Raw genomic sequence first — 12,533 nt, 5'->3', positions numbered from 1 at the left:
GGCCTTCGTAGCGTGCACAGATGGACAACGGGGAAGAGCGTAAGAAAAAAAATAAGCAAGGATTATCGGCAGTAAAAGTGATGGAACCGCAACCCGGCAGCTACCTCGACGACCGCTACCACCTGGGCGCCAAGATCGCCAAGGGCGGAATGTCGACGGTCTACCACGCCGTGGACACTCGCCTGGACCGTGAGGTCGCGGTGAAAATCATGAACCCGGAGCTCGCGACCGACCCGACGTTCCGCACCCGCTTCGAGCGGGAGGCCCGGGCTGTCGCAAAGCTCACGCACCCGGATCTGGTCAACGTCTTCGACCAGGGCGAGGATGGCCCGTTCGTCTTCCTCGTCATGGAGCTCGTGGACGGCGGTTCGCTACGGGAGCTGCTCCGGGAGCGTGGCCCGATGCCGCCGCACGCAGCGCTCTCGGTCATGGAGCCGGTGCTCACCGCCCTATCGGTTGCCCACACCACGGGCATGATCCACCGGGACGTTAAGCCGGATAACGTGCTGATCAGCGCCAATCACCAGGTCAAGCTCGCGGACTTCGGGCTGGTCCGCGCGGTTGCGACGGGCTCGGGTGAGGCGGCGCGCACCTCAGCCACCGGGCAGGTCATCGGCACCGTCGCTTACCTTTCCCCGGAACAGGTTCAGGGCCAGTCCCTGGGTGCGGCCTCCGATGTCTATTCCGCCGGGGTGCTGCTCTACGAGCTGCTGACCGGCGAGACCCCCTTCAGCGGTGGCAGCCCCGTCGAGACGGCGCTGAGCCGGCTCACCCAGGATGTCCCCGCCCCCTCCGAGATCATCGACGGCGTGCCGCCGGAGATCGACGACCTGGTGCTGCGGGCCTGCCAGCGGACTCCGGAGGATCGTTTCGCGGACGGTTCTGAGTTCCTCGCCGCGGTCCGCCAGACCGCTGCGGAACTCCAGCTTCCGGCATTCCGGGTGCCCGTCCCCGCGGATTCCGCCGTGCAGCACGCCCTGGCAGGCTCGAGTTTCACAGACCGCCTGGCCTGGGACGACGAGGCGATGTCCACCCGTGCGGTCACGCTCGACCCCGCAGCGGGTACCGATGAGGCCGGGAACACGGCGGAAACCCGCTACGCGGCTCCGGACCAGGCTCACGAGACGTCGGAGACCGCACTGGTCGACCCCTACGGGGATTACTCGCCCGCCGAAGCCGATCAGGGCTATGACCAGTGGGCAGACCCAGGCCATCAATGGGCTGAGCCCGGCGAGCAGTGGGCCGAGCCAGCCCAGCCCCAGGGGTATGGGCAGGCGCCGGGCTACGCGGAGCCGCAGTACTACCCCGCTGCTCCAGCGGGTTACCCAGCGCAGCAGTCCGCCGGCTACCCAGCGCCCGAACACCGCCCCGCGCCCCCACCGGCGCCGACAAAGAAGCTCAGCAACCGCTCCACGATCAAGGGTCTGCTGTGGACCGCGATCATCACCGCGCTGGTGATCGCGATCGGGCTCGGCGGCTGGTGGCTGACCTCCGGCCGCTACGGCCAGATCCCCTCGGTCGTCGGCCTCGACCGGGAAGCGGCGATCGTCAAGGTGGAGGACGCAGGCTTCGTCTCCCAGGTGGATGAGCAATTCTCCGACGACCACCCGGCGAAGAAAGTGATGGGGACCGATCCCCCTTTTGGTGAACGGGCGCCGAAGGGAAGCCAGGTTTCGGTGCTCGTCAGCCTCGGGGCGCCGACCGTCCCGATCCCTGGTGAAACGGATACGGCGGAGACCTATTCCGCCAAGCTGACGTCCCGCACCCTCGTCGCCGAGATCGGCGAGGAGGTCTACTCTGACGACGCAAAGAAGGGCACCGTCGCCGAGGTCTCCCCCTCTCCCGGCAGCGAGGTCCGCACCGGGTCCACGGTGACGATCCACGTCTCCCGCGGGCCAAAGCCGGTCCGGGTTCCAGGTGTGGCGGGTCAGAAGCTGGACCGGGCGAAGAAGACCCTGGAATCCGCCGGTCTGAAGGTGGGCAAGACGATCAAGGAGTTCGACCCCGACGCCGACCCGGGCACCGTCCTGCGCACCACGCCCTCGAAGGGCACGGAGGTGCCGAGCAAGTCCGAGGTCACCATCGTGGTCAACAATGCCACGGAGGTCCCGGACATCACGGGACTGAGCAAGTCTGAGGCCATCGCCGAGCTGCGCGATGCGGGTCTGGACCCGGTCGATGATGGCGAGGTTTTTGACGAGGACGTCTCCGGCGGCGACGTCGCCTCCCAGTCACCGGAAGCGGGCACGGTCGTCGACCCGTCCCGGGACACGCAGGTGAAGTTCAAGGTCTCCAACGCCGAGTCGGTCCCCTTCGTGTTGGGGATGCGGGCGGAGAAGGCCCGGGAGAAGCTGGAAGACGCGGGCTTCGAGGTCGAGATTTCGGGCTCGGAGGACGGCTTGGTGTGGAGCCAGTCGCCGAACACCGGTCGGAAGGCGCAGAAGGGCGACACGGTGCGGATTTCGACCTTCTAGGCTCCGCTGGGGCGCTCGGGTTAGCTCCACTGCGGTCTCCCCACCGCCCCCCGCCTGACACCCTGGATGGCTATCGCTGCCGTGCACCCTGCACAACCGGCTGGGCAACCGGCCCTCAATCAACCGACCCCACGCAACCGGCTGGGCACGCAATAACCCCGGGGAAGGAATAACTCCTTCCGCCGGGGTTGCGTTGCGCTGCGGGACCGGTGCGGTCCGGCGCTGGCTACAGCGGCAGCAGCCTAGTTGCGGAGCATCTCCGCGACGAGGAACGCCAGCTCCAGGGACTGCTGAGTGTTCATGCGCGGGTCGACGGTGGTGTCGTAGCGCTTCGGCAGGTCCACGTCGGTGATGGACTGGCCGCCGCCGACGACCTCGGTGACGTCGTCGCCGGTGAGCTCCACGTGCACACCACCCGGGTGGGAGCCAAGGGCGCGGTGGACCTCGAAGAAGCCCTGGACCTCGTCGATGATGCGGTCGAAGTCGCGGGTCTTGTAGCCATTGGAGCTGGTGTAGGTGTTGCCGTGCATTGGGTCGGTCTGCCAGATGACCTTGTGTCCGGTGGCCTCCACGGCCTCCACGATCGGCGGCAGGACGTCGCGGATCTTGTCGTAGCCCATGCGGGTGATCAGCGTCAGTCGGCCCGGATCGTTGTGCGGGTCGAGGCGGTGGACGTACTGGACGGCCTCCTCTGGGGTGGTCGTCGGCCCGATCTTCACTCCGACCGGGTTACCGATCAGGGAGGCGAAGTGGATGTGGGCGTCGTCCAGCCCGCGGGTGCGCTCGCCGATCCACACCTGGTGGGCGGAGAGGTTGTAGAGCACGTCCCTGCCCTCTTCGTCGTGGGCCAGGCGCAGCATGCCGCGCTCGTAGTCCAGGACGAGGGCCTCGTGGGAGGCGTAGATGTCCGCGGTGTGCAGGGTGGAGGAGGTCACGCCACAGGCGCTCATGAACTCCAGGCCGCGGTCGATCTCCTGGGCCAGGGCCTCGTAGCGGGCGCCCGCCGGGGAGTTGGCGACGAATTCGCGGTTCCACTCGTGCAGCTTGTACAGGTCCGCGGTGCCCGAGCCAGTCAGGGCGCGGATGAGGTTCATGGTCGCCGAGGAGTTCGCGTAGGCGCGCACCATGCGGGACGGGTCGTGGGCACGGGCTTCCTCGGTGGCTTCGTGACCGTTGACGAGGTCGCCGCGGTAGTTCAGCAGGCCGTTGGCGTCGCGGTCGGCGGAGCGTGGCTTCGCGTACTGGCCGGCGATGCGGGCCATCTTCACCACGGGGGTGGACGCCCCGTAGGTCAGGACGACAGCCATCTGCAGGAGGGTCTTGATGTTGCCGCGGATGTGCGGCTCGGTGTTGGACTCGAAGGTCTCGGCGCAGTCACCGCCCTGCAGCAGGAAGGCCTTGCCCAGGGCGACGTCCGCGAGCTGCTTGCGCAGGCGACGGATCTCCGGGGCGACGACGATCGGCGGGACGGACTCGAGAATCCTCCGGACACGATAAGCATGATCCTTGTCCCAGCTCGGCTGCTGCTTGGCATCACGAGCAAAAACCTGGTCGAACTCCGCTGCGATATCGTCCGGCAGCGGTGGGAGGTCGGGCATCTCATCGATGGGGAGGTCAATAGTCCAAGACATGCCTAAAACTATACCCGAAATTGGCCCTGGGCTGCGTGTTAAGTGCGCTTATTCAGCGCCGACATGCTCAGCCGGTATTTCACGGCGTTGAAACGGGCGTCCACCAACGCGTCGTGGGCCTTAGATGGGGCCTCCGGCAGTTGCGGTTTGCCCGCCATCTCCCACAGCTGGCGCAGCTCGCGGGTGAAGTGTGGAATCTCGCGGGGCAGCTTGGTCATATCCCCCCACAGCTGCGCGAGCGCCACGTGGTCGTATGCCCCCAGCCAGGCCCACAGTTCGGGCCAGTCGCGGCGGGTCGTGCCGGGCGGCAGGAGGAAGTCGTAGAGCTGGTCGCGCATCTGCGCGCGGCTCATCCAGGCCGCGTGGGAGCGTGGCGGCAGCAGCGGCAGGACGTTGCGCTTGACCCATGGGCCGGCCGCTGACGCATCGAATTCCGTGGAGATCGCGTAGAACTCGCGACCGTCCTCCGCGACAACACCGATGGAGATCAGGTCGATGGTGCGACCGTTTTCGATGAACTCGGTGTCATAAAAATAGCGCACTGCTACTGCTTTCTAGCTTCGCGTTTGGGTGGAGCTTGCGCACTGCTGGCGCGGCGTGGAGCGTTGTTCCGCCGTCGAGTGTAACCGGGTAGCGCCCGCCCGGGGCAAAGCCGGCGGATAAAGAATCCACTTGAGCACCGGCACCTTGCCGACGTTGTAGAACAGGGTCCCGGCGAACAGGCAAGCAGCGAAGCCGATGAGCATGAACGGATAAGTCTCGGTAAGGAACCCGAAGCGCTCCGGGTCACTATCGGCCAGGCCGCGGGCGCCGACGTCCATAAACAGCCACATCATCGCATGGTGACTGACGTAGATCGGCAGGGTGTTGGCTCCGACAAAGGTCAGGAAGCGGCTGACCAGCGGGGTGTTGCTCAGCCACACGGCCAGCACCACGCCGAACGGCACAGCGGTGAAGGTGCGGATGAGCGCCAGGAATGCGTTCTGGCTGGAAATGACGATATCCCAGCCTTCGAAGACCACCGCCTCCATGTAGCGGTACACGAACTCCCAGGCCACGAAGATTCCGAAGGTGCCGAGGATGACCGCCGCGTTGCCGGCCTTATTGGCCAGGGCAAAGAACCACGTGCGGAAGTGCAGGCCGGCAAAGAAGATCGGCATGTAGATGAAGGCCTGGCGGAAGCTCTGGGTCTGCACCCAGCCGGTCATCATGCCTGCACAGATGGGAACGAAAGAGAGCGCCAGGGCCACGACGGCGGGCTGGCGACGCAACAACCACGCGACGATGTTGTAAACCATCAGCGTGTAGAGGAACCACAGCCCGGGATCGCCGAACAGGATCGCCTGGATCAGGTGGGGCAGGTCGGCATTGCCCGCCATGTTGAGGCGGATCAGCGCCTGGAAGGGGGTGAAGACCAGATAGGGCACGAGCAGGAACCACAGGCGGCGATACCACAGGTCCCCCAGCGTGCGCTCCAGCACTCGGTGGGCGAAGAGCCCGGAGACCAGGAAGAACAGCGGCATGCGCAGCGGGTCGAGGAAGGAGGACAGCAGCCCCAGCGGCGTACTGGTGCCGTCCGGAACCGCCGTGACGACGTGCATCAGGCACACGCCGATGATCGACAGGCCCTTCGCGGTATCCGCCCACTCGACGCGGCTTGCCTTGCGGGGCGTCGAGGCCGGCGCCGACGCGCTGCTCGCCGCGGTCGCGTCCGCGGTCTGCTCACTGCTCGTCTTGATGTTTGCTCCTCTATGCCAATGGGGCTCTGCCCTGCCCCGGTGTGGATCCGTGGCCGGCAAGCCCCTTATCGAAGCGCGACTTCTTAACGTTTTTTAAGAGTACACCACGCCCTCGCCCGGAGCGGAACCCTCCGGGTAGCCCTGACCTGCAGCGAGGGAGTTTTTCACGTCCGCGGCGTAGAAATCCTTCACGTACTCCTGGCCGCTGAGCTTGGCGAGCTCTTCCATGACCCGGTCGGTCAGCGCACGAGCCTGCTGGTAGTCATCCCCAACGTCCTTGAACTCGGCGGGGTCGATCGGGTCGCCCACGATCACGCCGCAGCGGTAGGGCCGCGGGATCCAGGAGCCGATCGGGTTGACCTTATTCGTGTTGATCATCGCCACCGGATAGACCTTCACGCCGGACTCCAGCGCGATGCGAGCCATGCCGGTCTTGCCACGGTAGAGGCGACCGTCCGGCGAGCGGGTGCCCTCCGGGTACATGCCCAGCGCGTCCCCCTTCTCCAGCACCCGCAGCGCGGTCTGCAGGGCGGCCTCCTGGGACCCCTTGTCGGCGCGGTCGATCGGCACCTGCCCCACCGAGGAGAAGAACCAGCGCTGGATCGCGCCGACCAGGCCTGGGGTGGTGAAGTATTCCTTCTTCGCCAGGAAGGTCAGCTGGCGTTTGTTCACCAGCGGAAAGTAGAAGGAGTCCATCACGGCGAGGTGGTTGGAGGCGAAGATCACGGGCCCGTCCGCTGGGGGCTTATCCAGCCCGCGGGTGAATGGCCGGTTGTAGATCCACAGCCACGGCCCGATGAAGACGTGCTTCAACCACCAGTAAGTCCGGTTCCGCATTGGAAAAGTCTTGCCTTCCTAGAGTTCGCCTCGAGCTTTGAAGCCCCGATCGTGTTTGGCCGCACGCCACGAGGCCCGGGCTGCCCGGGGCTATAACTTCTTTAATCCAGCGCCTGCGCTGCGAGTAGAGCCACGCCAATCATACCGGCGTCCCCACCCAGTTCCGCGGGAACGACGCGGGCTAGGGGCCGGCGACCTTGGCCGACGATGTTTTTCGCCATTTCTGCCCGCGCAGTGTCCAGGAAGAGGTCAGCGTCGGCGCTCACTCCCCCGCCCAGGACGATGAGCTCTGGGTCCAGGATGTCCTGCACCATCGCCAGGCCACGGCCGAGCCACTCCCCGACGTCCCGGAGGATCTCAAGGCCCAGCTTGTCCCCGTCGCGAGCAGCCTTGACGATGTGCCGGCCGGAGATCTCCTCCGGTTGCCGGTGGAATCGGGTGAAGAGCACGGATTCCGGGTAGGCCCGCTCCGCGATGCGGTCATGGGCGGCCAGCTGCAGCGCGGAGCCGGAGCAGTAGCGCTCCAGGCAGCCTCGCTTGCCGCAGGGGCAGGCCCGGCCGCCGGGCACCACCGTGATGTGGCCGAACTCGGGCGCGGTGCCGAAGGAGCCCCGGTACAGCTCGCCGTTGTGCATGAGCGCGCCACCCACCCCGGTGCCGATGGCGAACAGCGCCCACGTGCTGACCCCCTGTGCCGCGCCACGGTGGTGTTCCCCGATGGCGGCGGCGTTGGCGTCGTGTTCCACGACGATGGGCAACTTGATGCGGTTTTCCAGTCGGGCGACGACGTCGACGTCCTCCCAGGGCAGGTGGGGCGCGAAACGGACGGTGCGCAGGTCCGGGGCCAGGAAACCCGCGATCGCGAGGCCCACCGCACCGATCTGCGGGTGTCGGGCGCGTAGCGTGTCGACGACGCGGACGATGGTGTCCTCCAGCGCCGGGGCTTCGGATGGTGTGGGGAGTTTTTCGAGGTCGACGATCGTGCCGTCGGCGTCGATGACTGCCGCGCGGAGGTTCGTGCCTCCGATGTCCATACCGATCGTCAGCTGTGGGTGTTCAGCTGGTGCTTCCTGGTTGTGCACCGGCAACCTTTCTCGATTCAGGCGTGGAAATACCGGTGCCCCGTAGCACCGGTATTCGCCGTGGTTCTCGCCCCTCGGTTGAGGTTGCGGCGATCGTGTCGCGCGACTGGCGAGTTGAGGTCTTTATAGAACTTACTTCTTATTGACCGGGGAATTCCAACTGTGGCGGGGTGGTGTGCGCCGCCGTGGCTGCTGGTCGCCCCGCAGGACGTACTCCAGTTGCTGGGCGAGAACGCGCCAGTCCCAGGCCTCCGCGACGCGCTCCTGCCCAGCTGCGGCCAGGTTTGCGGCGCGTTCCGGGTCGTTGAGTAGTGCGCTGAGGCAGGAGGCGACGGCGGCGGTGTCACGCCCGTTCACGATCTCGCCGGTGACTCCGTTGATGACGGTCTCGGGTGCTCCCCCACCATCGCCGGCCACGGTGGCCCTCCCTGCGGCTTGTGCTTCGAGGAAGACGATGCCCAGCCCTTCGACGGAGAGCCCACCGCCCTGGGTGCGCACCGGCAGGGCGAACACATCACCGAGGCTGTAGTAACCGGCGAGCTCCGCTGGCTGCACCGGCCCGGTGAAGGTCACATGCTGGGCGACGTGGAGTGCCTCGGCACGCCGCTGGAGCTTCGTTGCGTAATCGCCAGGGCCGACGATCACGAGGTGGGCATCCGGGACCTCCCGCAGGATCTGCGGCATCGCTGCCACGAGGGTGTCCTGCCCTTTCCTGGGAACGACCCGGCTGACCGCGACGATAACTTTCTTTTCCTCAACGCCAACGCGTCGGCGGAGGCGCTGCCGGACCTGCTCATCGGGGGTGAAACTTGCGGCATCCACGCCGCCGGGCATGGGTTCCCACGCCACATTGGGGCCGAAAACCCCGGCGATGCGCCCGCGCACGTAGCGGGAGACGAAGGTGAGAGTGTCCACGTGCCGGCCGATATAGCGGAGCACGGCACGGGTGCCGGGGAACATGGACCAGCCAACCTCGTGGCCGTGGGTGGAGGCTACGACCCGCGTTGCCCCGGCGGCCCGAGCGCTGGGAGCCATCGCAGCGAGTGGGGCTGCTGCACCGAACCACACGGTGTCGATGCGGTAGTCGCGGATGAGCTGCCGCATGCGGCGGGCGACCTGCGGGGTCGGCAGCATGATCTTCCGGGGCCACCGTACGACGTGGTAGTCGACAGCGGCGTCGAACTCGGCGGCCGCGTCGGCGTCCTGGGTAGAGGCGAAGACCACGATGTTCTCCGCGGGGATCCCGGCGTGGGCGACCAGCGCGTTGAGGTAGTCGCGAATATAGGTCTGGATGCCCCCGAGGGTCGGTGGGAAGTCGTTGGTGACGACGAGAACCCGCGGGGCTGGGACGCCGCTGTTCTTCTGCTCCGGCACGCCGGGTGGGACCTGCTAGTAGCGGACGGCGCCGACGATCGGCATGGAATCAACCGGAACAACCTGGACCGGGATGCCGTAGTCGGAGGCGTGAACGAGCTGGCCGTCGCCAATGTACATGCCCACGTGGGTCGCACCCGGGTAGTAAGCGACGATATCGCCCGGCTGGAGGTCGGAGGTGCTCACGCTCTGGCCGCCGGAGAGCTGGGCCTGGGAGGTGCGCGGGATGGACTTGCCGATCTGCTGATAAGCCCAGACCATCAGGCCGGAGCAGTCGAAGGCGTCCGGACCGGTGGCTCCCCAGCTGTACGGGGCGCCGAGCTTGCTCATCGCCGCGGCGACGGCGCCGGCGTAATTGCCCTTCGCCGCACCCTTGGCGGACTTCTTCAGCTTGCCGAGGAACTCGTCGACGTCGACGTCGATGGGGCCGTTGCGGTCGACCCAGCGGCGGCGGTCCTCCGGGGAGAAGCCATCGACGATGGTCTTGACCTCGGCCTTGAGCCGGTCCAGGTCCTCGGTGCGCTCGTTGAGCTTCTTCTCCTGGTAGCGCAGCTCGTTGAGTCGGTGGTCGGCCTGGGCCTTGGTGCGCAGCGCCTTGGAGCGGGCGGCGTGGGCGTCCTGCTGGTCCTGGGTGACGGCGTCCATGCGGGACTGCGCGTCGCGGGTCAGGGCGGTCAGGTATGCGGAGCGATCCATGGCCGCGGCCGGACCGGATGCGCCGGCGATCGCGGAGACCGGGTCCACGCTCGCGCCACGGTAGGCGGAGCGGGACATCTCGGAGACGGAGGCGCGGGAGGCGTCGACCTTCTTCTGCGTCTTGTCGAGCTGGGTCTTGGCGGCGCGGACGTCGCGGTTGGCCTTGTCCAGCGCCTCGTTCTGCTTGGCGATGCGCCCCTTGGTGGACTCCACGAGGTCGCTGGTGACCGCCGCGGTGCGGGAGATCTTTTCGAGGCGCTTGATCAGGCCGTCGACGTCCTTCGGCGCGGGGCTCTTGAGCAGACGGTCGACGTCAGCCTGGGTGGCGTCGAACTCGCTGAGCTTCTTCTTGCCCTTCTTCGTGTCCGCCTGGTTGGCTCCGTTGTCTCGGGTCGACGCGGCGGGGTCGGCCTGCGCGATTGGCGCGGTCGGCAGGATCGTCGCGGCGGTGAGTACAGCAGCGCAAACACTAGTCCCGAGGGTGAATTTCTGCTTAGACAAGATTTTTTCCAAACCTTTGCTTCGAAGAGCCACAGTGTGGGGGCGGATGTACGGGCCGTTCACGGGGTCGTCACGGCCACAAGCCGGGTTTTCAGGGGGATCGTGCAGCCGTGTTGGCTTGGGCTGACACCTGCTGCGGCGAACCGAAACCCAGCGGAACAACCAACTTGTGATTATGCCACAGTTGGCTCGCAATGAGTAGCCATTTCGGAGGGCTGAGCTGCAGCGCAGTAACGCCAGACCTCGTTAGCCACAGGAGTTAACTGAAGGAAACAAGAAACCCGCCGGAGGCCGCATTCTGGGCCACTCCGGCGGGCAATCTGGCGCTAGAAAGCTTAGAAGCGCACTGCGTTGTTGACCGGCATGTAGTTGAGGTCGTTGACCTGAACCGGGGTGCCGGAGTTTACGGCGTGGACGACCTTGCCCTTGCCGATGTAGATAGCAACGTGGGATGCGCCACCGTAGTAGGAGACGATGTCGCCCGGGCGCAGATCCTTGATGGCGACCGGCTTGCCGCCGCCAGCCTGAGACTGGGAGGTACGCGGGATGTTCTTGCCGACCTGCTTGTAGGCCCAGCTGGTCAGACCGGAGCAGTCGAAGGCGTTCGGGCCAGCGGCACCCCAGGCGTACGGGGCGCCGACCTTGCTCATAGCGTAGTCGGCGATCTTCTGGCCGATGCTGACGTGTGCCTTAGCAGGGGCAGCCTTCTTCGCGCCCTTGGTTGGAGCCTGAGCCTGCTTAATGAGGCCTGCGTTCACTGCCTGGCGGTGAGCGTTATCGATGTGCGGCTGCACCTGCTTGGCGATGTGGTCCGGCGCCTCGACGGAGAAGTCGGTGTCCGGGACGGTGATCGGCGCGGCGGTGGCGGTGGCCGGAGCCAGCGCTGCGAGGCCTGCGCCTGCTGCTGCGAATGCGACTGCGTTGCGGACGGTGTTGCCCTGCTTACGGTGCTTACCCATAGAAATTCTTGCCTTTCGCTACTCCCCTTGAGAGGAGTTCTTATTCGGTTTCTTTTCTCCGGATGTTTACCGGCGGGGCGGCTGCCCTCTGCTTTAAGATCACGGAAAGATTACGAAACGATCACAAGCCCTGTCCACTGAAACGGCCAAATTTTGTAAAAATTCTTCTGTTTCCATGCCAACCAAGGGCACCGACCTGGGAACTTCACCCCGCGAACACGCAAAAGTTACCAAACCGTAATAACCCCGCTACCTGCGTTCTTGCATTTGCTATACCGCTCGACTGCTGGCGCCAGCACCGCAGGCATAGCGGTGAAGTTCCAGCAATGTGATCTTGCTCACACCTCTTTATATTGGGTGCTTTTTGGCGCTGGAAACACGGTTTGGAGGGAAGAAAACCGGACATCGAACACCTGCTGCTCAGCCAAAGAACGGGCTTGTCCGGGAGCGCGCCTAGACTCCTTAGCTATGAGCACTCCCCCGGCTAATACTCAACCCGGCTGCAATCGTGATGATGGCTCGTCGGTGAACCCGCGCCCACGCCTTGAGGCTGCGTTGGCAGCAGCGTTGGAACGCTGTGCGGTGGTGGACCTGGAAACCACCGGGCTGGAGCCTGCCACGGATAGAATCATCGAGATCGCTGTCCTGACCGTAGAGCATGGAAGCATCGTGGGGAGGTTCCACTGCCTCCTCAACCCCGAGTGCAGCATTCCTGCGGAATCCAGCAACATCAACGGGCTTAGAGACGATGATGTCGCCAACTCACCCACTTTTGCCGAGGTCGCTCAGGATCTCCTACCCCAGGTATTGAATAGGACGCTCGTGGGGCACAACGTGAAGTTCGACGTCGGCTTCCTCGCGGCGGAATACGCTCGCCTGGGGCACGCGGATGCGGCACGGGCTTTGACGGAGCAGTGCCTCCCGCAAGCGTTCTGCACGGCAGCGACCGCGCGAGAGCTCATCCCCCGGGAGGCCGTGGGGCGTTATACGTTGGCGAACCTCGCGGCACACTGTGGGTTGGCCTCCTCCCCTACCCATCGGGCGCAGCAGGACGCGGCCACGACTTTCGATCTCACCCATCGGCTCTACACAATCGCACAAGAGCCCCCACAGCGTTAGTGGGCGCTCACCGCACCCCGCTCAACGCTTCCGCACGCGCAAATCCCTCAGGCAGGAACAGCGGGAAGCTTTAAATAGGGCATAGAGAAAGGGCGGGGCCCACGTTTTTAACGTGGGCCCC

General features: G+C 65.7%; 10 protein-coding genes. 2 read left to right on the top strand and 8 right to left on the bottom strand.

What is annotated here, in order from left to right; genetic code table 11:
* Positions 1–80: 80 nt before the first annotated feature.
* Positions 81–2,474: a PASTA domain-containing protein gene (locus tag HMPREF3097_RS08400; RefSeq protein ID WP_070761870.1), complete on the top strand. Its 2,394-nt coding sequence runs from the start codon at positions 81–83 to the stop codon at positions 2,472–2,474.
* 242 nt (positions 2,475–2,716) lie between these two features.
* Here HMPREF3097_RS08400 and HMPREF3097_RS08395 read toward each other — a convergent pair whose 3' ends face one another.
* The 8 genes from HMPREF3097_RS08395 to HMPREF3097_RS08360 form a co-directional block, all read right to left on the bottom strand.
* A complete protein-coding gene (locus tag HMPREF3097_RS08395) occupies positions 2,717–4,105 on the bottom strand; it encodes a class II 3-deoxy-7-phosphoheptulonate synthase (RefSeq protein ID WP_070757981.1) in 1,389 nt (462 codons plus the stop codon).
* 38 nt (positions 4,106–4,143) lie between these two features.
* Complete coding sequence (locus tag HMPREF3097_RS08390; protein WP_070757979.1) at positions 4,144–4,647, bottom strand: polyadenylate-specific 3'-exoribonuclease AS; 504 nt, start codon at positions 4,645–4,647, stop codon at positions 4,144–4,146.
* 12 nt (positions 4,648–4,659) lie between these two features.
* Positions 4,660–5,904, bottom strand: a complete 1,245-nt coding sequence (locus HMPREF3097_RS08385; protein WP_246821348.1) for an acyltransferase family protein — start codon at positions 5,902–5,904, stop codon at positions 4,660–4,662.
* A gap of 33 nt (positions 5,905–5,937) precedes the next feature.
* The gene (locus HMPREF3097_RS08380) at positions 5,938–6,681 is read right to left on the bottom strand and encodes a lysophospholipid acyltransferase family protein (RefSeq protein ID WP_070761868.1); all 744 of its coding nucleotides are present in this window, start codon (positions 6,679–6,681) and stop codon (positions 5,938–5,940) included.
* Positions 6,682–6,782: 101 nt separating this feature from the next.
* Positions 6,783–7,763, bottom strand: a complete 981-nt coding sequence (locus HMPREF3097_RS08375; protein WP_070761867.1) for an ROK family protein — start codon at positions 7,761–7,763, stop codon at positions 6,783–6,785.
* A gap of 132 nt (positions 7,764–7,895) precedes the next feature.
* Positions 7,896–9,137 (bottom strand): glycosyltransferase family 4 protein, encoded by a 1,242-nt coding sequence (locus tag HMPREF3097_RS08370; RefSeq protein WP_070761866.1) that lies wholly within the window; start codon positions 9,135–9,137, stop codon positions 7,896–7,898.
* 15 nt (positions 9,138–9,152) lie between these two features.
* Complete coding sequence (locus HMPREF3097_RS08365; RefSeq protein ID WP_246821347.1) at positions 9,153–10,334, bottom strand: NlpC/P60 family protein; 1,182 nt, start codon at positions 10,332–10,334, stop codon at positions 9,153–9,155.
* A gap of 335 nt (positions 10,335–10,669) precedes the next feature.
* Positions 10,670–11,293 carry a C40 family peptidase gene (locus HMPREF3097_RS08360; protein WP_070761865.1) on the bottom strand — a complete coding sequence of 208 codons (624 nt, stop codon included), beginning with the start codon at positions 11,291–11,293 and terminating at the stop codon, positions 10,670–10,672.
* A 468-nt stretch (positions 11,294–11,761) separates the two neighbouring features.
* Here HMPREF3097_RS08360 and HMPREF3097_RS08355 point away from each other — a divergent pair, with 468 nt between their 5' ends.
* The gene (locus HMPREF3097_RS08355; RefSeq protein WP_246821346.1) at positions 11,762–12,412 is read left to right on the top strand and encodes a 3'-5' exonuclease; all 651 of its coding nucleotides are present in this window, start codon (positions 11,762–11,764) and stop codon (positions 12,410–12,412) included.
* Positions 12,413–12,533 lie beyond the last annotated feature (121 nt).

Origin of the sequence: Corynebacterium sp. HMSC27B11 (assembly GCF_001815985.1) — a bacterium.
Lineage (GTDB): Bacteria > Actinomycetota > Actinomycetes > Mycobacteriales > Mycobacteriaceae > Corynebacterium.
The sequence above is the reverse complement of the archived record's forward strand: the minus strand, read 5'-3'. Positions and strand labels throughout refer to the sequence as shown.